Genomic DNA, 20282 nt, shown 5'->3' with positions numbered 1-20282 from the left:
GTCGTTTATTACCCCACTAGTGATTAAAGCAAAGCAGTCGAATCCGAGGTTGTCCAATGCCTGTTGGCGTGGGGGCTCTTGGTTCTTCAGATGGGATTTCCCGACCGGAATTCGGACATGCTGATTCAAAACACTTTTCAATTTCCCCTGCATTCGCCTTACAACCTGTGGCACACTTTCTCCCGTCTATTCCGTTGTTACGAGCCATATTCCGGTATAGCGGAATCAGCGTCATCCTGGAGTCACGAAATGCGTGTCGCTTTCGAGGTCTCGGACAAGATCGTTTTCATGAATCAGGGGCGGATCGAAGAGCAGGGACCACCCAAGGAGCTGTTCGAGCGCCCGCAATCGCCGCGTCTGGCTGAGTTTCTCAAGAACACGCGGTTTTAAAACGTCCACCTTTCAATCAGGAGAAGCACTCATGAGCATTACTCGTTACGGCACCGGCAGCACCGCCGCTGGCGGCCAGCCTCGTCCATTCGCTCGCGCCGTTGAAGCCGATGGCTGGCTGCATGTTTCCGGCCAGGTGCCTGCGGTGGATGGCGAGATCATTGTTGGCGGCATCGTCGAGCAGACCCACCAGACCATGAAGAACCTGATCGCGATTCTCGAAGAGGCCGGTTATGGTCTGGAAGACGTGGTGCGTGCTGGCGTGTGGCTGGAGGATCCGCGGGACTTCACCAGTTTCAACAAGGTCTTCTCCGAGTACTTCAAACCCGAACACGCACCGGCCCGGGCCTGTGTGCAGGCGAACATGATGGTTGATTGCAAGGTCGAGATCGACTGCATCGCGTACAAGAAAAAGGCCTGAACCGAGGTGGCTTCATCGCGGGCAAGTCGGATCGCCGCACCGCTTGCTCCTACAAGAGCGCTGCAATACCTGTAGGAGCATGGCTTGCCAGCGAAAGCGGCCTAACAGTCGCCGCAGCACTCTGGTTAAACTCCCGGCACTTTAATGGGAACCACTGAAATGACCGAAGACACCATCAAGCGCCGGGCTCGCGGTCTGGACCGGGCGTTCGATATCCTCGATTTCCTCAAGGAGATCGGCCAGCCCCTGCGTCCGAATGAAATCGCCAGCGGCATCGGCAGCCCCAAATCCACGGTCTACGAACTGGTGGCCTCGCTGCTGGAACGACGGATTCTCGAGCCCGTGGGCAAGGACGGTCACGTCTACCTCGGCCGTCAGCTGTACTTCCTCGGCCAGGCGCACTTGCGCCATTTCGACCTCACCCGCGAGGCCGATCATGCCTTGCAGGAGATCGTCAGCCAGACCCGCGAAACCGCGCAGATGTGCCTGCTCAACGGACGTAAATACACCGTGGCTCTGATGAAAGAGGGCGAGCGGCATTTTCGCATTTCCTCGGACATCGGCGAGAACGCACCGATCCCGTGGACAGCATCCGGACGCCTGCTGCTGGCGCACCTGAGCGACCAGGCAATCATCGACCTGATCGACCACGATGACTTCATCCTGCCCAACGGCGAACGCCTGCCGCTGGAACAGTTTCTCGGTGAAATCCGTCAGGCCGGTATCGATGGGTTCTTCTCCTTCGATAGCGTCGCCGACACTTTTACCCATTGCTTCGCCGCCCCGGTCAAAGACCCGAACGGCATTGCCATTGCGACCCTGTGCATCGTCGCTCCACGGGCGGATGCCAAGAACAATTACAACGACTATCGCCGGGTGCTGATCGACAGCGCCAACAGCCTCTCCCGGCGTATCAACGAATAACAGCGGCTGCCTGCGGCCGCGAATGTGAGGAGTTCGACCATGTCTACTGCCCAAAATACTGCCGCCGTGGAAAAGGGCTTTGCCCAGACCGGTGTCAACCTGGTGCGCGACGTCAGCCTGCCGGCGCTGGTGCTGCATCGCGAAGCGCTGGAACACAACATTCGCTGGATGCAGACGTTCGTCAGCAACAGCGGCGCCGAACTCGCGCCCCACGGCAAAACCAGCATGACCCCGGCACTGTTTCGCCGCCAACTGGACGCCGGCGCCTGGGGCATCACCCTGGCCAGCGCCACTCAAACCCGAGCGGCGTATGCCCACGGCGTACGTCGGGTGCTGATGGCCAACCAACTGGTCGGTACGCCGAACATGGCGCTGATCGCCGATCTGCTGGCGGACCCGACGTTCGACTTCCATTGCATGGTCGATCATCCGGACAACGTCGCGGACCTCGGTGCTTACTTCGCTTCGCGCGGTGTACGCCTGAACGTGATGATCGAGTACGGCGTGGTCGGCGGTCGTTGCGGTTGCCGCACGGAAGAGGAAGTGCTTGCGTTGGCCAAGGCCATCAACGCCCAACCGGCATTGGCGCTGACGGGCATCGAAGGCTACGAAGGCGTGATCCATGGTGATCATGCCGTTACTGGCATCCGCGAGTTCGCCGCGTCGTTGGTGCGTCTGGCGGTGCAGTTGCAGGACAGCGGTGCGTTCGCCATTGCCAAGCCGATCATCACGGCGTCGGGTTCGGCCTGGTACGACCTGATCGCCGAATCCTTCGAAGCGCAGAACGCCGGCGGACGTTTCCTCAGCGTGTTGCGCCCCGGCAGCTACGTGGCGCACGACCATGGCATCTATAAAGAAGCGCAATGCTGCGTGCTCGACCGCCGTAGCGATTTGCACGAAGGCCTGCGTCCGGCGCTGGAAGTCTGGGCTCACGTGCAGTCGTTGCCGGAGCCGGGTTTTGCGGTGATCGCCTTGGGTAAGCGCGACGTGGCCTACGACGCCGGTCTGCCGGTGCCGCTGCTGCGTTACAAGGCCGGTGTGGTGCCGGCGACGGGCGACGATGTCAGCGCCTGCAAGGTGACGGCGGTGATGGACCAGCATGCGTTCATGACGGTGGCGCCAGGTGTTGAGTTGCGGGTGGGCGATATCATTTCGTTCGGGACTTCGCACCCATGCCTGACGTTCGACAAGTGGCGGACCGGGTGTCTGGTGGATGAGCAGTTGAATGTCATCGAGACCATGGAAACCTGTTTCTAAGGGTTCCAGACCGAGGCGCGGCCATCGCGAGCAAGCTCGGCTCCTACAGGATATGTGGTTACCGCCGGATTGGGGCTCGACACAAAACCTGTAGGAGCTGAGCTTGCTCGCGATGACGGCCGGCCAGACAACACAGAAACACCAGAGAGCCCAAGAACAATGAACACCATCAACACCCTTGGCCCCAACACCCCGCGTATCGCTCTCATTGGCGAATGCATGATCGAGCTGCAGCAACGCGCCGACGGCAGTCTGCAGCAGAGCTTCGGCGGCGATACCTTGAACACCGCGGTCTACCTGTCTCGCGAGCTGGGCGAAGGCGGCGCGGTGGATTACGTCACCGCCCTGGGCGATGACAGTTTCAGCGACGCCATGTGCCAGAGCTGGGCCGACGAAAACATCGGTCTGGGCATGGTTCAGCGCTTGCCCGGCCGTTTGCCCGGCTTGTATTGCATCCAGACCGACGCCGCCGGCGAGCGGCGTTTTCTCTACTGGCGCAACGAAGCCGCAGTCCGTGATTGCTTCACAACCCCGGCGGCGGCCCCCATTCTGGCGGCGCTGCCGGATTACGATGTGCTGTATTTCAGCGGCATCACCCTGGCGGTGCTCGGCGTGCAAGGTCGGGCGAAACTGCTGGAAACCCTGATCGAAGCCCGACAGCGGGATGCGCGGATCGTCTTCGACAACAACTACCGGCCACGGTTGTGGGCGTCGATCGAAGAGGCTCGAGCGGCGTATCGCAGCGTGTTGCCATATGTCGACCTGGCGTTGCTGACGGTGGATGACGAGCAGGCGCTGTTCCATTTTTCCGATTACGAGGCGGTGTTTGCCGCTTACGCGCAGATGGGCACGCCGGAAGTGGTGCTCAAGCACGGTGCCGAGGCGTGTCTGATTCGTTGTGATGGTGAGTCGTTCGAGGTGCCGGCGCAGAAGGTTGAACGCGTGGTGGATACCACGGCGGCGGGGGACTCGTTCAGTGCGGCGTACCTGGCCAGCCGGCTCAAGGGCGGAAGCCCGGTGGAAGCGGCCGAGGCCGGGCATCGGTTGGCGAGTCGGGTGATTCAGGTGCCGGGGGCGTTGATTCCGAAAGACTGACACGAATTACTTGTGGCGAGGGAGCTTGCTCCCGCTGGGCTGCGAAGCAGCCCCAATACCTGAAAGCACATACTGTCAGGCACACCGCATTCTCAGGTTTTACGACTGCTTCGCAGCCGAGCGGGAGCAAGCTCCCTCGCCACAGGGGGCCTTGGAAAACTGATCAATCCCGGTAGAACACCTGCACCAGGTGATACCCGAATTTGCTCTTGATCGGCCCATGCACCACCCGCAGCGGTTTCTTGAAGATCACCGCGTCAATCACCCCGACCATCTGCCCCGGCCGCACTTCACCCAGATCACCGCCGCGCTTGCCGGACGGGCAGGTGGAGTATTTCTTGGCCAGCACATCGAAAGCTTCGCCCTTGGCAATGCGTTGTTTGAGCTGCTCGGCTTCTTCCGAGGTTTTCACCAGAATATGGCGGGCTTGAGCTTTCATGGGCAGTACCTTGCAACGGTGATGGCTATGTTGGTGCCAGCGGGGGCGCGCGATTATGCCTCAACTCACTCGGGTTGGCCGATCATCGTGCGAATCTTGTTGGCCAGCAGATCAATGGAAAACGGTTTGGCCACCATGTCCATGCCTTCCTCGAGGAAACCCTGGCGTTCGGCGGCTTTCTCCGCGTACCCGGTCATGAACAGCACCTTGAGTTCCGGCCGGTGCTGACGCGCAATTTCTGCCAGTTGCCGACCGTTCATGCCCGGCAGCCCGACATCGGTCACGAGTAGATCAACGCGCACGTCGGACTCCAGCAAGGGCAGGGCGGTCTTCGCATCTTCGGCTTCATGGGCGTGATATCCCAGCTCATTCAGCAAATCGAGGACCAGCATGCGCACGGCCGGATCGTCTTCCACCAACATTACGGTTTCACCGGCAATCGCCGCTGGCGCTTCGCCGCTGAAGGGCAGCAGCGTGTTTTCCGGTTCCGGGAAATGCAGCCGCGGCAGATAAAGGCGAACGCAGGTGCCTTGGCCTGGAAGGCTGTCGAGTTTGACGTGGCCACCTGACTGCTGGGCAAAACCATAAATCATCGACAAACCAAGCCCTGTGCCCTGGCCGATGGGTTTGGTGGTAAAGAACGGGTCGAACGCCTTGGCCAACACCGAAGGGGTCATGCCGGTGCCGTTGTCGCTGACGGCAATCATCACGTAGTCCCCGGGCTTGACGGTTTCCAGAGTGTTGATGTCGCTGCTGTCGAGGTAAACATTGGCCGTTTCAATCAGCAACTCGCCGCCATCGGGCATGGCGTCGTGGGCGTTGATCACCAGGTTGAGCAGCGCGTTTTCCAGTTGGCTGACGTCGGTGCTGACCGGCCAGACTTCATCGGCCAGTTGCAGCTTCAGCGCGATGTGATCGCCCTTGGTGCGGCTGAGCAGGTCTTCCAGGGAATGAATCAGCTCGTTGGCATTCAGCGTCTTGCGATCCAGCGACTGACGCCGGGAGAACGCCAGCAGGCGATGGGTCAGGGCGGCCGCGCGGTTGGCCGACGACACGGCCGCCTCGGTGAAACGGCCGATCTCGGCGGCGCGCCCGTCGGCGATGTAGCGCTGCATCAGGTCGAGGCTGCCGATGATCCCGGTGAGCATGTTGTTGAAGTCATGGGCGATGCCGCCGGTGAGCTGACCGACCGCTTCCATTTTTTGCGCATGGCGCAAGGCGTCTTCAGCGCGCTCGCGCTCGAACATCTCGTTTTGCAGGCGCTGGTTCGCTTCGGCCAATTGCTGGGTGCGGGCGGCAACGCGTTCTTCAAGGGTTTCGTTGAGGTTGCGCAAGGCTTCTTCGGTCTGTTTGCGCTCGGTTTCGTCGATCACGAAAATATAGAAACCGTTCACCGCGCCATCCGGCCCGTGGCGGGGCAGGTAATTCATCAAGGCCTGACGGGTGCTGCCATCACGATGCGGCGTGCTGATGCTGAAACAGCAGGTTCTGCCCGCCAGTGCTTCGGCGATGTATTCGGCGCGCAAGGTGTAGGCTACTTCGCCCAGCACCTCACGAATGGTCCGACCGTAAAGTTCCTGGGGTGTCAGGCCGTACCAATCCAGGTACGCGGCGTTGTTCAGGCGAAAGCGTTCCTCGCTGTCGACGTAACTGATCAGGATCGGCATGGCGTTGATGATCAGTTGCAGCTCGGTCTGGCTCTGGCGCAAGGCCTGTTCGGTGTGTTTGCGCTCGGTCAGGTCCAGGGCGGCGCCGAGGAAGCGGATGGGCCGGCCATGGTGATCCTTGTAGCAACGGCCCCGGGCAAACACCCAGCGCAGCTGACCGTCGGGTTGCAGCAGGCGATATTCCTCGGCGTATTCGGTGCCGTGGGTGATGCAGTGCTTGATGCCGCGGGTGACCATCGCGCGGTCTTCCGGATGCACGGCTTCGAGATAAGCACTGATGGGTAACTGGCTGGCGAGGAGCGGATCGATGCCGTGCAATTGGGCGAAGTGCGCGTCGGCGATGAAGCGGTCTTCGCTGATGTCCCAGTCCCAGGTGCCGACAGCGTCGGTGGCGGCCAGCGCCAATTGCAGGCGTTCCTCGGTTTCGCGCTGAGCCTTCAAGCTGGCGGCCGAGCGCTGTTCAAGTTCGAGGGCGATGCGTCGACGTTCGTTGGTTTCGATGGCGGTGACCAGAATCCCGGCGACCTCGGCGCTTTCATCGCGGATCGGACTGTAGGTCAAATCCAGCCAGAAGTCGGATTCGTCCTTGTCGCGTTGCAGGGTGAAGCGCTGTTCACTGTAGGTTCGCACCTGGCCCTGTAGGACGGCGCTGTAAATCGGGTCGGTAAAGTCTTTGAGTTCTGGCCAGATCTGGTGTGTCGGTTGTCCGAAAGCGTGCGGATGCTTGCTGCCGGCCAGCAGGGCGAAGCCGTCGTTGTAGATCTGCGTGAGCTCCGGCCCCCACAGCAACAGCATCGGCATCGGCGAGTGAATCACGATGTCCACCGCCGTACGCAGGCTCTGCGGCCAGGCACTGGCGCTGCCGAGCGGGGTGCTCGTCCAGTCCAGTCTGGCAATCAAGGCCTGGGCATCGCTGCCGGTGGGTGTTGCGTTCATCAAGGTGTCCTGCACGTCAGTCTGTGTGGCGGCGTCTACTATCCTAGAGCGGCAGGCGCTGTATGACCCGTTTTCGGGGTCATTTCTGTTCATTCAATGCTTCGCGGGTGCTTTTTGCCATGGAAATCGATGGGCTTTTAAAGATTCTGGCCAGCCAGGAAGGTTCCGATCTGTACCTGTCCACCGGCGCGCCGCCCTGTGCACGGTTTGATGGTGTGCTCAAACCCTTGTCCGATCAGCCGTTCAAACCAGGGGAAATCACGGCGATTGCAATGTCCATCATGGACGCCGAGCAGCGGCTGGAGTTCGATCGTGAACTGGAGATGAACCTGGCGATATCCTTGACCGGTGTCGGGCGTTTTCGGGTCAACATTTTCAAACAACGCAACGACGTGTCGATCGTGATTCGTAATGTCAAACTCGACATTCCGCACTTCGAAGACCTCCAGTTGCCCGCGGTGCTGCTGGAAACAGTCATGCTCAAACAAGGGCTGATGCTGTTCGTCGGCGCCACCGACTCGGGCAAGTCTACCTCACTGGCGGCGCTGATCGATTATCGAAACCGCCACAGCAGCGGCCACATCATCACCATCGAAGACCCGGTCGAATACATTCATCGGCACAAGAAATCGATCATCAACCAGCGCGAGGTCGGCGTGGATACCCGCAGTTTTCATGCGGCATTGAAGAACACCCTGCGCCAGGCGCCGGATGTGGTGCTGATCGGCGAGATCCGCGACCGCGAAACCATGGAGCATGCGCTGGCGTTTGCCGACACCGGGCATTTGGTGATTTCCACCTTGCATGCCCACAACGCCCATCAGGCGCTGGACCGCATCATCAACTTCTTCCCGGAAGAGCGGCGGCCCCAGCTGCTGCATAGCCTGGGTAACAATCTGAAAGCATTCGTTTCCCAACGCCTGGTGCGTACCCGTGATGGTCAACGAAGGGCCGCGGTGGAAGTGATGCTCGGTACGCCGACCATTGGTGACTTGATCCGCCGTAACGAATTCGATGAGCTCAAGGGGATTATGGAGAAGTCCGCCGAGCAGGGCATGCAGACGTTCGATGGCGCGCTGTTTGCGTTGGTTGAAGAAGGCGCGATCGATGAGGAGGAAGCGCTGAAGCACGCGGACTCGGTGAACAATTTGCGCCTGCGGCTGAAGCTGCATGCCGACGCATCACCGGGACCCAATGCACCACCCGGCGAATGGGGACTGATGGACTGACCCAAATCCCCTGTAGGAGCGAGCTTGCTCGCGAAGACCTTGAGAGCAACGCGCTTAATCAGCAAGAACGCGTTATCGTTAACGTCCTTCGCGAGCAAGCTCGCTCCTACAGTGAAATCTGCGTTATCAATCCTTGAGTTCGGGGCGGTCACGGAATTGTTCCAGCGCTTCGGGATTGGCCAGCGCATCGGTGTTTTTCACCGGCTGGCCATGCACCACGTTCCGCACCGCCAGCTCGACCACTTTGCCGCTGATGGTCCGTGGAATGTCCGTCACCGCGACGATCTTCGCCGGCACATGCCGTGGCGTGGTGTTGGCGCGAATGACCTGGCGAATCTGCTGTTGCAGGGCCTCGTCGAGTTCGACGCCATCGCGCAAGCGCACGAACAGCACCACCCGCACGTCATCCTGCCACTGCTGACCGATGGCCACGCTGTCGATCACCTGCGGGACTTTCTCCACCTGACGATAGATTTCCGCGGTGCCGATGCGCACGCCGCCGGGGTTGAGTACGGCGTCCGAGCGGCCGTGAATCATCATTGCGCCGTGAGCCAGCTGTTCGGCGTAATCGCCCTGGGCCCAGACGCCCGGAAACTGGCTGAAGTAGGACGCGCGCAGCTTTTCGCCGGTCGGGTCGTTCCACAGGCCGATGGGCATCGCCGGGAAGTGCCGGGTGCAGACCAGATCGCCTTTTTCGCCCACTACCTGCGTGCCGGCATCGTTCCAGACCTCGACGGCCATGCCCAGGCTCTTGCCCTGGATTTCGCCGCGACGCACCGGCAGCCATGGATTGCCGTTGACGAAGCAGGAAACGATGTCGGTGCCGCCCGACATCGACGCCAGGCACAGGTCGGCCTTGAAGTCGCGGTAAACGTAGTCGTAACTTTGCGGCGACAGCGCAGAACCGGTGCACAGCAGGGTTTTCAGGCTGCCAAGATCATGACTTTCCCGAGGCTTCACGCCAGTGCTTTCCAGCGTCGCGAGGTATTTGGGGCTGGTCCCGAACACGCTGATGCGCTCGTCGTCGATCAGGTCGATCAAACGCTCGGGGCCGGGGTGAAACGGCGAGCCGTCGTACAGCACCACGGCGCTGTCGACGGCCAGGGCCGAGACCAGCCAGTTCCACATCATCCAGCCGCACGTGGTGTAGTAGAACAAACGGTCGGCGGGACCGAGATCGCAATGCAGGCCATGTTCCTTGACGTGTTGCAGCAGCACGCCGCCGGTGCTGTGAATAATGCATTTGGGCACGCCGGTGGTGCCGCTGGAATAGAGGATGTAGAGCGGGTGCGCGAAGGGCACGGCGACAAAATCCGGCTCGCCACCGGGTTCGTAGAATTCATCCCAGAGCGCCACATCGGCGTGGGTGCGGAAGTCTGCGATACGCACCTGTGGTCGAGCGTAAGGCACGACGATCAATTGTTGCAGGGACGGCAGGCGTTCAAGGATTTCATTGACCTTGGCGCGCTGGTCAATGTCTTTGCCGGCGTAGCGGTAACCGGCGCAAGTGATCAGCACTTTCGGTTCGATCTGGCCGAAGCGGTCGATCACCCCTTGGGTGCCGAAGTCCGGCGACGAACAGGACCAGATCGCCCCGAGGCTGGTGGTCGCGAGCATGGCGACCAGGGTTTGCCAGGTATTGGGCATGCACGCGGCGACGCGGTCGCCGAGGCCGACACCGGCGGCGATCAGACTGTTTTGAAAACCGGCGACATGCTCGGCCAGTTCGGCCCAGGTCAGCTGTTCGCGCTGGCCGTTTTCGCCGATCGCGATCACGGCGACGGCATCGTCGCGACGGCGCAGCAGGTGTTCGGCGAAGTTCAGGGTAGCGCCGGGGAACCATTGGGCGCTGGGCATTTGATCGCCTTCGATCAGCACCGCGTCGGGTTGATCGTGGAAGCGGATATCAAAGAAATCGACGATGGCTTGCCAGAACTCGACCCGCTGATCGATGGACCATTGATGCAGATCGGCGTAGTCGGCGACGTGGAGGTGATGTCGCTGATTGATGAAGCGCCGAAAGGCGTCCATGCGGGTCTTGGCGATGCGCTTGGCGTCGGGTTGCCAGAGGATGTCGGACATGATTTGCCTCTTTTTTCTTATGTGCACTCACAGGCTATTGTGGCGAGGGAGCTTGCTCCCGCTCGGCTGCGCAGCAGTCGAAAATTGGCTGATCCGACCATTTTTTGGGGCGGCTTCGCCACCCAGCGGGAGCAAGCTCCCTCGCCACAGGGGTTAGCGGCCCATCACTGCGCCAACCACCCACCATCAATATTCCACGCCGCGCCCCGCACCTGGCTGCCGGCCTCGCTGCACAGGAACAACACCAGTTCACCCAGTTGCGGCGGCGTAACGAACTCCAGCGAAGGCTGTTTCTCGGCCAGCAAATCATGCTGCGCCTGCTGCGGATCAATCCCGGTCGCGATGCGGTCATCAATCTGCTTCTGCACCAGCGGCGTCAACACCCAGCCCGGACAGATTGCGTTACAGGTGATATTGGTCGTGGCGGTTTCCAGGCCGACCACCTTGGTCAAACCGATCACCCCGTGCTTGGCCGCGACGTAAGCCGCCTTGCCCACCGAACCGACCTGGCCATGCACCGAGGCGATGTTGATGACCCGTCCCCAGCCTTTCTGGCGCATGCCCGGCAGGCTCAAACGAGTGCTGTGGAACACCGACGACAGGTTGATCGCAATGATCGAATCCCAGCGCTCCACGGGAAAGTCTTCCACCGGAGCCACATGCTGGATGCCGGCGTTGTTGACCAGAATGTCCACGCCGCCGAACTCGCGCTCGGCGTAGGCGATCATGTCGGCAATCTGCGCCGCGTCGCTGACATCGGCGGGGTGATGGCCGACCTTGCCACCGAACTGTTCAACCTCGGCAATCACCTTGGAGGCATCGCCGAAACCGTTGAGGATCAGGTTGGCACCAGCCTTGGCCAGGCTGAGGGCGATGCCCAGGCCGATGCCGCTGGTGGAGCCAGTGACCAATGCAGTCTTGCCCGTAAGAGTCGTCATGAATACCTCACACAATGCCAGTGGCGTAGAAAGTACCGATCACCACAAAGACCGCCAGGGTCTTGATCAGCGTAATACAGAAAATGTCTTTGTAGGCTTCGCGGTGGGTCAGGCCGGTCACCGCCAGCAGGGTGATAACCGCGCCGTTGTGCGGCAGGGTGTCCATGCCGCCACTGGCCATCGCGGCGACCCGGTGCATCACTTCCAGGGGAATGTTGGCGGCATGGGCTGCGGCGATGAAGTCATTGGCCATGGCCGCCAGCGCAATGCTCATGCCGCCCGACGCCGAACCGGTGATGCCGGCCAGCAGGGTTACGGTAACCGCTTCGTTGACCAGCGGGTTGGGAATGCTCTTTAGCCAGTCGGCCAGTACCAGGAAGCCCGGCAAGGAAGCGATTACCGCACCGAAGCCGTATTCCGAGGCGGTGTTCATCGCCGCCAGCAACGAACCCCCGACCGCACTTCGACTGCCTTCGGCCAACTTGCCGCGAATCGCCTGGAAGCCGAACACCAACACCATGATGATGCCGACCAGCAACGCAGCCTGAACCGCCCAGATCGCCGTGAGCTTGGCGATTTCAGTGGTCACCGGCGCGGCCATGCCCGGCAGCGCGAGGCTGTGGGTCTTGCCGTACCACTGCGGAATCCACTGGGTGAACAGCAGGTTCATGATGCCCACCGCCAGCAGCGGCGACAGCGCAATCCATGGATTCGGCAGCTTGATATCGGCCGCGGTTTCCGGCTCGTTGCGCAGGTCGGTGCCATAGCCTTCACCGCTAAGCTGAGCCTTGTTGCGCTGGCGCTGCAGAAACAGCATGCCGGCGCAGACTACGAAGATCGAGCCGATCAAACCCAGCCACGGCGCCGCCCAGGCGGTGGTGTTGAAGAAGGTGCTGGGGATGATGTTCTGGATCTGCGGGGTGCCGGGCAGGGCGTCCATGGTGAACGAGAACGCGCCGAGGGCGATGGTCGCCGGGATCAGGCGTTTAGGGATATTGCTCTGGCGGAACATTTCGGCCGCGAACGGGTAGACCGCAAACACCACCACAAACAGCGACACGCCGCCGTAGGTCAGCAGGGCGCAGACCAGCACGATCACCAGCATCGCCTGACGGGTGCCGAGCAGGCGAATCGCCGCTGCGACAATGGAGCGCGAGAAACCCGACAACTCGATCAGCTTGCCGAACACTGCGCCGAGCAGGAACACCGGGAAATACAGTTTGATGAAGCCGACCATTTTTTCCATGAACACCCCGGTGAAGGCGGGGGCGACAGCGGAAGGGTCAGTCAGCAGAACGGCGCCGAGGGCGGCAATCGGGGCAAAGAGGATAACGCTGTAGCCACGGTAGGCCGCAAGCATCAGCAGCGCGAGGGCTGCCAAGGCAATGATCACACTCATGGTGTGTCTCCTGGATTGTTATTTTTGTGTGGTGAAGCTGTGTGGGGGAGGGCTTTAGCGAGTTTCGTGCCAGATATGCAACGTGTTGAAATATAAGGATATTTATCAGTTTCAACATTGAAATTATTGATTGTTGTCTCTGTTTTGAGATTGTTGATGAGCTTGCGGACGCTTTCGCGGGCAAGCCTCGCTCCTACGGAATCATGTTGTAGGCGGTTTTTTGGGGACAGCCTCACAACTGTAGGAGCGAGGCTTGCCCGCGAAGAGGCCCTGTCTACCAATAGAGATTGCTGTCTCTTTATTGAGACTCGGCAATCCCCAACGCCACCATCTTCTTATAAAGCGTCGATCGCCCAAGCCCCAGCCGCGCCGCCGCCTCAATCACCTTCCCCCCGCATTGCGCGAGGGCCGATTCAATCAATTGCCGGTCAAACCGCTCACGAGCCTCACTAAACGTCTCGTGCGCAACCGACTCAACCTTTAAAGGCTCTGCGCGTTCGACCGGCGTAAACGTGCCAATCGCCGCGCGAATATCCTGCGCATTCAGCATCAGGTCGTCACTGAGCAACGCCGCCCGTTCCAGCACGTTGCGCAGTTCGCGAATATTCCCAGGCCAGGCGTGTTGCCCCAACAGCTCCAGCGCTTCGCGGTTCAGTTCATGCTGACTGCGCAGCTCCTCGAGAATCGCTTCACTGAGCGCCGGCAAATCATCGAGACGATCCCGCAACGGTGGAACCTGGATTGGCAGCACGTTGAGGCGGTAATACAGATCGGCACGAAACTCGCCGCGTTTGATCGCCGCTTCAAGGTCGGTCGAGGTCGCCGCGATCACTCGCACATCGCTCTGAATCACTTCGTTGGAGCCCACCGGTTCGAATTCCTTTTCCTGCAACACCCGCAGCAGTTTGCTTTGCAAGGGCAGCGGCATGTCGCCGATCTCATCGAGGAACAGCGTACCGCCCTGGGCAATCTGTAACTTGCCGGCACGGCCCTTGCGGTCTGCACCGGTGAACGCGCCAGGGGCGGTGCCGAAGAATTCGGCTTCCAGCAACGACTCGGGAATCGCTGCACTGTTGATGCTGACAAAGGCCTTATGGGCACGCGGTGAAGCCCCGTGAATAGCCTGCGCCAACAGCTCTTTGCCGGTGCCGGTTTCGCCGAGCAGCAACACCGGCGAGTCGGCGCTGGCACTGCGCCGGGCGCGGCGTTTGACTTCGAGGCTGGCCGCGCTGGTGCCGATGAAATGGGCGAAGTTGTACTTGGTCTGCCGTGCCCGCAGCAGCGAGCGGGTGGAGGCCAGTTCTTCCTGCATGCTCATGTAGCGTTTGAGCATCGGCGACAGGCTGCGCAACTCGTCGAACAGCGCAAAACCAATCGCACCGATCACCACGCCGGCATCGTCGTGAATCGGCAGGCGCATGACCACCAGCGGTTCCTTGGGAGTGTCCTGCATGTCGAGCAGAATCGGTCGGCCGGTGCGCACTACCTCACGTAGCAGACTGCCGGGGATCACGCTTTCGCAGGCCTTGCCGATCGCCACTTCAGCCGACGCCAGACCGAAGCGCCGGGCATAACGTTCGTTCATCCAGACGATGTTGGCGTCACGATCGACGATCACCGTGCCTTCACTCGACTGCTCGATGATCTCGAACAACGAACGGATCGCCAACAGGCGAACGCGCTGGTAGTCCTTCAGGCTTTCGGTGGTGTTCATGTTGGTTGATCCTGATTATTTATTGCCTGTGCGGGCCCCTTCGCGGGCAAGCCTCGCTCCTACAGGGAATGTGGTTGTCGACGAATTTGTGCTCGACGCAAAACCTGTGGGAGCGAGCCTGCTCGCGATAGGGGCGACACGGTCATTTTGCCTACTGCAGATGCGCCGCCGCCAACAGCTCTTTGGTGTACGGATGCTGCGGTGAATCGAACACGTCATGGCTGGCGCCGCTTTCAACCACCTTGCCGTCCTTGATCACGATCATGTCATGGGCGAGGGCGCGGACAACAGCCAGGTCGTGGCTGATGAACAGGTAGGTCAGACCGTGTTTTTCCTGAAGCTTGCGAAGCAGGGCAACCACCTGTTTTTGCACCGTGCGGTCCAGCGCCGAGGTCGGTTCGTCGAGCAGGATCAGCGCCGGTTTCAGCACCAGTGCGCGGGCGATGGCGATGCGCTGGCGCTGGCCGCCGGAAAACTCATGGGGGTAGCGATGGCGACTTTGCGGGTCGAGGCCGACTTCCTGCAGTGCCCGAATCACCTCGGCCTTGCATTCGTCCGCCGTCAACTGGCTATGAACCTCAAGGCCTTCGCTGATGATCTGCGCCACGGACATTCGTGGGCTGAGGCTGCCGAAAGGGTCCTGGAACACCACCTGCATTTTCTTGCGCCACGGCCGCAGCTGCTTTTGCGTCAGACCGTCCAGCGCTTCACCCTGAAAGCGAATGCTGCCTTCGGAGTCGAGCAGGCGCAGGATCGCCTGGCCCAGTGTGGACTTGCCGGAACCCGATTCACCGACAATGCCCAGCGTCTTGCCGCGCTGGACATTCAGGCTGATGCCATCCACCGCGTGCAAATACGTTTTGCGCTGGAACAGTCCGCCACTGAGGGCGAAGCGCACAGAAAGATTTTCCACTTCCAGTACATTCTCGCGTGCGTCCCGGGCCAGGGCTTCGCCCTCCGGTTCGGCATTCAGTAACACGCAGCTGTACGGATGCTTTGGCTCGGTGAACAGCGTCTCGCACGGCGCCTGTTCGACGATTTCCCCGGCCTTCATCACGCACACGCGCTGGGCGATGCTGCGCACCAGGTTGAGGTCGTGGCTGATCAGCAGCAGCGACATGCCGAGTCGCTGTTGCAGGGATTTGAGCAGCAGCAGGATCTTGCGCTGCACCGTCACGTCCAGCGCCGTGGTGGGCTCGTCGGCGATCAGCAACTCAGGCTCGCAGGCCAGGGCCATGGCGATCATCACCCGTTGCCGCTGACCGCCGGACAGTTGATGCGGGTACGCCTTGAGCCGTTCTTTGGGTTTCTGGATGCCCACCAGGTGCAGCAACTCAAGAATCCGTGCCTGCGCGGGTTTGCCGGTCAAGCCTTTGTGCAACAGCAAGGTTTCGCCGATCTGCTTTTCAATACTGTGCAGCGGGTTGAGCGAGGTCATCGGCTCCTGGAAAATCATCGCGATGCGGTTGCCGCGCAACTCCCGCAGCACTTTGGAGGAGGCGCCGAGCAGTTCCTTGCCGCGATAGCGGATGCTGCCGGTGGATTCGGTGCCGGTCTCGGGCAGCAGTTGCAGGATCGAGTGCGCAGTCACCGATTTGCCGGATCCCGACTCGCCGACCAGTGCCAGGCATTCACCGGGGCGGATGTCCAGGCACAGATTGCGCACCACGGTCTGGCCGCTGAAGGCCACGCTGAGGTTGCGGATTTCGATCAGGTTACTCATATCAACATCCGCTTATTCAAGACCGAGGATCAAAGGCATCTCGCAACGCCTCGCCGATAAACACCAATAAGGAAAGAATCAGCGCCAGGGTGAAAAACGCCGTCAGCCCCAGCCACGGCGCTTGCAGATTCTGTTTGCCCTGACCGATCAGTTCGCCCAGCGATGCACTGCCGGCCGGCATGCCGAAACCGAGGAAATCCAGCGCCGTGAGCGTCGAAATCGCCCCGGTCAGAATGAACGGCAGGTAACTCAGCGTCGCATTCATCGCGTTGGGCAGAATGTGCCGCACGATGACTTTGCGGTCGGTCAGGCCCAGTGCACGGGCGGCTTTGACGTATTCCAGGTTGCGTCCGCGCAGGAACTCGGCGCGCACCACGTCCACCAGCGCCAGCCAGGAAAACAGCGCCATGATCCCTAACAACCACCAGAAATTCGGCTCGACGAACCCCGACAGGATGATCAGCAGATACAGCACCGGCAACCCCGACCAGACTTCCAGCAAGCGCTGACCGATCAGGTCGACCCAGCCGCCGTAATAACCTTGCAGCGCGCCGGCGGCGATGCCGATCAGCGCGCTGACAAACGTCAGCATCAACGCAAACAGAATCGACACCCGCGCGCCGAAAATCACCCGGGCCAGCACGTCGCGTGCCTGGTCGTCGGTGCCCAGCCAATTGACGTTCGAGGGCGGGCTCGGCGCCGGTTTGTTCAGGTCATAGTTGGGCGTGTCGTCGCTGAACGGGATCGGCGGAAACAGCAACCAGCCGCCATCCTTTTTGATCAGCTTCTGCACATAGTCGCTGCGGTAGTCGGCCTGGAACGGCAGTTGTCCGCCGAATTCCTGCTCGGTGTAGCGCTTGAAAACCGGGAAGTACAACGAGTCCTGGTAACGAACCACCAGCGGTTTGTCATTGGCGATCAGCTCGCCGCCCAGGCTCAACAGGAACAGACCGATAAACAGCCACAGCGACCACCAGCCACGACGGTTTTTCTTGAAACGTTCGAAACGGCGACGCGCCAACGGCGAAAGCTTGAACATCAGGCGTTCCTCGCGGCGAAGTCAATACGCGGGTCGACCAGGGTGTAGCAGAGGTCGCCGACCAGTTTTATCAGGAGGCCGAACAGCGTGAAGATGAACAGCGAACCGAACACCACCGGATAATCCCGGGACACCGCGGCTTCGTAGCTCATGCGGCCCAGGCCATCGAGGGAAAAGATCACTTCGATCAGCAGCGAACCGGCGAAAAACACACTGATGAACGCCTGGGGAATGCCCGACACCACCAACAGCATCGCGTTGCGAAACACGTGGCCGTACAGCACGCGCCGTTCGCTCATGCCTTTGGCGCGGGCGGTGACCACGTACTGGCGTGTGATTTCATTGAGGAAGGAGTTTTTGGTCAGGATCGTCAGCGTGGCAAACCCGCCGATCACCAGCGCCGTCACCGGCAACACCAAGTGCCAGAAGTAGTCGGCGATCTTGCCCACGGTGGACAGCGATTCGAAGTTGTCCGAGACCAGGCCGCGCACCGGGAACCAGTTCAGCGACGTGCCGCCGGCAAACACCACGATCAGGAACATCGCGAACAGGAATGCCGGCATTGCATAGCCGATGATGATCGCGGTGCTGCTCCAGATATCAAAGTGGCTGCCGTGGTGCACGGCTTTGCGGATGCCCAGCGGGATCGACACAAGGTAAGTGATCAGCGTGGCCCAGAGCCCGAGGGAAATGGTCACCGGCATTTTTTCCAGGATCAGGTCGGTGACGGTGGCACCGCGGAAAAAGCTCTTGCCGAAATCCAGTTGCGCATAGCTTTTGAGCATCAGCCACAGACGCTCCGGCGCCGGTTTGTCGAAGCCGTACTGTTTTTCGATTTCCTTGATCAGTTGCGGATCGAGGCCGCGACTGGCCCGTGAACTGCCGCTCATGACTTCGCTGGAACCACCGCCGACGCTGGCGCCACCGATGCCTTGCAGGTGCGCAATCGCCTGTTCCACCGGACCGCCCGGCGCGGCCTGAACGATGACGAAGTTGACCAGGAGAATGATCACCAGGGTCGGAATGATCAGCAGCAGACGCCGCAGAATATAAGCCCACATCAGTGCGGCCCTCCGGGTTTGCCGCGCTTGATCAGCTCGGCGGTCATCTGTTGGTTGGTCAGCGGCGTGGTGCTCACTTCCCACCAACTCTCGATGGCTTCGTCATTGGCGGCTTGCACGCTGGGAATCCCGAAGCGGTTCCACCATACGGTCGAGCTGCCCGGCGGATAGTAGTTGGGAATCCAGTAGTAGTTCCATTGCAGTACCCGGTCGAGTGCATGGGCGTAGCGCAACATGTCGGCCTGGGTGGTGGCGCGAACCAGGCCGCTGACCAGCGTATCGACCGCCGGGTTTTTCAACACCATGTAATTGTTGGAGCCCGGATCGTTGGCCGCCGCGGAGCCAAAATAGTTGTTCAGTTCGTTGCCCGGCGAAGTAGTGACCGGGTAGCCGGTGACGATCATGTCGTAATCCCGGGACATCAGGCGATTGACGTACTGGGACGAGTCGATGCGGCGGATGTTCAGGTCGATGCCGATCTGCTTCAGCGTGCGCTTGTACGGCAGCAGCAAACGGTCCATGCCGTTCTGGCTGACCAGGAAAGTAAAGCTCAGCGGTTTGCCTTCGGCATTCACCAATTGATCGCCATCGGGTTTCCACCCGGCCTGCTCCAGCAAGTCCAGCGCTTGCAGTTGTTTGTCGCGGATCACGCCGCTGCCATCGGTTTTCGGTGCCTCGAAGACTTTGGTGAATACTTCGTCGGGGATCTGTCCGCGCAAGGGCTCAAGAATCGCCAGCTCGGCGGCGTCGGGAAGGTTGCGGGCGGCAAGGTCGGTGTTGGAGAAGAAGCTCTGCTGGCGGATATAGAGGTCGCGCATCATCTGCCGGTTGCTCCATTCGAAATCCCAGAGCATCACCAAAGCCTGGCGTACGCGGCGATCCTGAAACAGCGGATTTTGCAGATTGAACACGAAACCTTGCGCCGATTGTGGCGCGTTTTGCGCCAGATGCGCCTTCTGCAGCCGGCCGTCGCTGAGCGCCGGGCTGTCGTAGCCGATGGAGTAACCGGTGGCGGAGAACTCACGGTTGTAGTCGTAGGCACCACCGCGCAACACCTGGCGCGCCACGTCGGTATCGCCGAAATACTCGATGCTGAAGTGATCGAAATTGTAGAGGCCGCGGCTGACCGGCAGGTCCTTGCCCCACCAGTCGGGATTGCGAGCGAAGGTGATGCTGCGCCCGGAGTCGACCTTGCTCACCTTGTATGGGCCGCTGCCCAGTGGAGGCTCGTAACCACCGCCGCTGGCGAAATCACGGGTTTTCCACCAATGCTCGGGAAACACCGGCAAGGTCGCGATGTCGAGGGGCAGGGTGCGGTTTTCGTTGCTCTTGAAGTCGAAACGCACCGTTAGCGGCGATTCCACTTCGACGCCTTTTACGTCGGCGAATTGAGTGCGATAGCGCAGGCTGCCCTGGGTCATAAGCAGGTCGAAGGTGTAGCGCACGTCTTCAGCGGTAATCGGCTTGCCATCGGCGAAGCGGGCCTTGGGGTTGAGGTAGAAACGCAGGGACAACCCGTCATCCGAGCGCGCCATCTTCTGCGCCACCAGGCCATAAACGGTGTAAGGCTCGTCCAGCGAACGCTGGGCCAGGGGCGAATAGATCAAACCGTCGATCTGCGTCACGCCGATGCCTTTGTCTATATATGGCAGGACATGGTCGAAATGCCCGATCTCGATCGCCGAACGCCGCATCGTCCCACCCTTGGGGGCCTGCGGATTGGTGTAGGCAAAATGACTGAAGCCGGCAGGATACTTCGCCGGTTCGCCGTAGACAGTCAGCGCGTGTTGGGGGGCGGCGTTCACACCGGCGGCGCCCAACAGCAGGGCCACGGCAGTGAACAACAAAGTAGGGAAAGCCAGTCGCATTGTCAGCCTTAGAGCCGGGTGGTCGATAACCGCAATTTGTACGCTAGCGGCGCGTCTCTCGCCAGCCGTATCACGCATCCGAAACACGACGGCCCACCAA

The 20282-nt window shown here is 60.7% G+C and carries 15 protein-coding genes and 1 pseudogene; 6 read left to right on the top strand and 10 right to left on the bottom strand.

The window, feature by feature from the left end; all coding sequences use genetic code 11:
- Positions 1 to 240: 240 nt before the first annotated feature.
- The 5 genes and pseudogenes from ACA066_RS15280 to ACA066_RS15260 all read left to right on the top strand — a co-directional run.
- Positions 241 to 390: pseudogene (locus ACA066_RS15280) on the top strand (amino acid ABC transporter ATP-binding protein); the annotation flags it as partial.
- Between the two features lie 31 nt (positions 391 to 421).
- Positions 422 to 811 (top strand): RidA family protein, encoded by a 390-nt coding sequence (locus ACA066_RS15275; RefSeq protein WP_407014966.1) that lies wholly within the window; start codon positions 422 to 424, stop codon positions 809 to 811.
- Positions 812 to 970: 159 nt separating this feature from the next.
- The gene (locus tag ACA066_RS15270) at positions 971 to 1735 is read left to right on the top strand and encodes an IclR family transcriptional regulator (RefSeq protein WP_497695576.1); all 765 of its coding nucleotides are present in this window, start codon (positions 971 to 973) and stop codon (positions 1733 to 1735) included.
- Between the two features lie 39 nt (positions 1736 to 1774).
- Positions 1775 to 2992 (top strand): amino acid deaminase, encoded by a 1218-nt coding sequence (locus tag ACA066_RS15265; RefSeq protein ID WP_497695575.1) that lies wholly within the window; start codon positions 1775 to 1777, stop codon positions 2990 to 2992.
- A 159-nt stretch (positions 2993 to 3151) separates the two neighbouring features.
- Positions 3152 to 4087, top strand: a complete 936-nt coding sequence (locus tag ACA066_RS15260) for a sugar kinase (RefSeq protein ID WP_497695574.1) — start codon at positions 3152 to 3154, stop codon at positions 4085 to 4087.
- A 163-nt stretch (positions 4088 to 4250) separates the two neighbouring features.
- Here ACA066_RS15260 and ACA066_RS15255 read toward each other — a convergent pair whose 3' ends face one another.
- Positions 4251 to 4526, bottom strand: coding sequence for a peptidylprolyl isomerase (locus ACA066_RS15255; protein WP_007898282.1), 276 nt, complete (start codon positions 4524 to 4526; stop codon positions 4251 to 4253).
- 65 nt (positions 4527 to 4591) lie between these two features.
- Positions 4592 to 7129 carry a PAS domain-containing hybrid sensor histidine kinase/response regulator gene (locus ACA066_RS15250; protein WP_497695573.1) on the bottom strand — a complete coding sequence of 846 codons (2538 nt, stop codon included), beginning with the start codon at positions 7127 to 7129 and terminating at the stop codon, positions 4592 to 4594.
- Between the two features lie 119 nt (positions 7130 to 7248).
- On the opposite strand from ACA066_RS15250, the gene ACA066_RS15245 reads away from it, so the two are divergent.
- Positions 7249 to 8358 carry a PilT/PilU family type 4a pilus ATPase gene (locus ACA066_RS15245; protein WP_497699883.1) on the top strand — a complete coding sequence of 370 codons (1110 nt, stop codon included), beginning with the start codon at positions 7249 to 7251 and terminating at the stop codon, positions 8356 to 8358.
- A 126-nt stretch (positions 8359 to 8484) separates the two neighbouring features.
- On the opposite strand, the gene ACA066_RS15240 is transcribed toward ACA066_RS15245, so the two are convergent.
- From ACA066_RS15240 to ACA066_RS15205, 8 genes are all read right to left on the bottom strand, one after another.
- Positions 8485 to 10440 carry an acetoacetate--CoA ligase gene (locus tag ACA066_RS15240; RefSeq protein WP_497695572.1) on the bottom strand — a complete coding sequence of 652 codons (1956 nt, stop codon included), beginning with the start codon at positions 10438 to 10440 and terminating at the stop codon, positions 8485 to 8487.
- A 164-nt stretch (positions 10441 to 10604) separates the two neighbouring features.
- The gene (locus ACA066_RS15235) at positions 10605 to 11378 is read right to left on the bottom strand and encodes a 3-hydroxybutyrate dehydrogenase (RefSeq protein WP_497695571.1); all 774 of its coding nucleotides are present in this window, start codon (positions 11376 to 11378) and stop codon (positions 10605 to 10607) included.
- Positions 11379 to 11385: 7 nt separating this feature from the next.
- Positions 11386 to 12777: a GntP family permease gene (locus ACA066_RS15230; RefSeq protein ID WP_497695570.1), complete on the bottom strand. Its 1392-nt coding sequence runs from the start codon at positions 12775 to 12777 to the stop codon at positions 11386 to 11388.
- Positions 12778 to 13075: 298 nt separating this feature from the next.
- Positions 13076 to 14491, bottom strand: a complete 1416-nt coding sequence (locus ACA066_RS15225) for a sigma-54 interaction domain-containing protein (protein ID WP_497695569.1) — start codon at positions 14489 to 14491, stop codon at positions 13076 to 13078.
- 151 nt (positions 14492 to 14642) lie between these two features.
- A complete protein-coding gene (locus ACA066_RS15220) occupies positions 14643 to 16214 on the bottom strand; it encodes an ABC transporter ATP-binding protein (RefSeq protein WP_497695568.1) in 1572 nt (523 codons plus the stop codon).
- Between the two features lie 16 nt (positions 16215 to 16230).
- Entirely contained in the window at positions 16231 to 17253 is a 1023-nt protein-coding gene (locus tag ACA066_RS15215; protein ID WP_084320175.1) for an ABC transporter permease, read from the bottom strand.
- Positions 17253 to 18314 (bottom strand): microcin C ABC transporter permease YejB, encoded by a 1062-nt coding sequence (locus ACA066_RS15210; RefSeq protein ID WP_017339138.1) that lies wholly within the window; start codon positions 18312 to 18314, stop codon positions 17253 to 17255. Before ACA066_RS15210 ends, ACA066_RS15215 begins: the two co-directional genes overlap by 1 nt.
- Entirely contained in the window at positions 18314 to 20182 is a 1869-nt protein-coding gene (locus ACA066_RS15205; RefSeq protein WP_497695567.1) for an extracellular solute-binding protein, read from the bottom strand. Before ACA066_RS15205 ends, ACA066_RS15210 begins: the two co-directional genes overlap by 1 nt.
- Between the last annotated feature and the right edge of the window lie 100 nt (positions 20183 to 20282).

It is taken from the genome of Pseudomonas sp. LBUM1651 (assembly GCF_059716135.1).
Note: the sequence above shows the minus strand (reverse complement) of the source record. Positions and strands in the feature narration are given on the sequence as shown.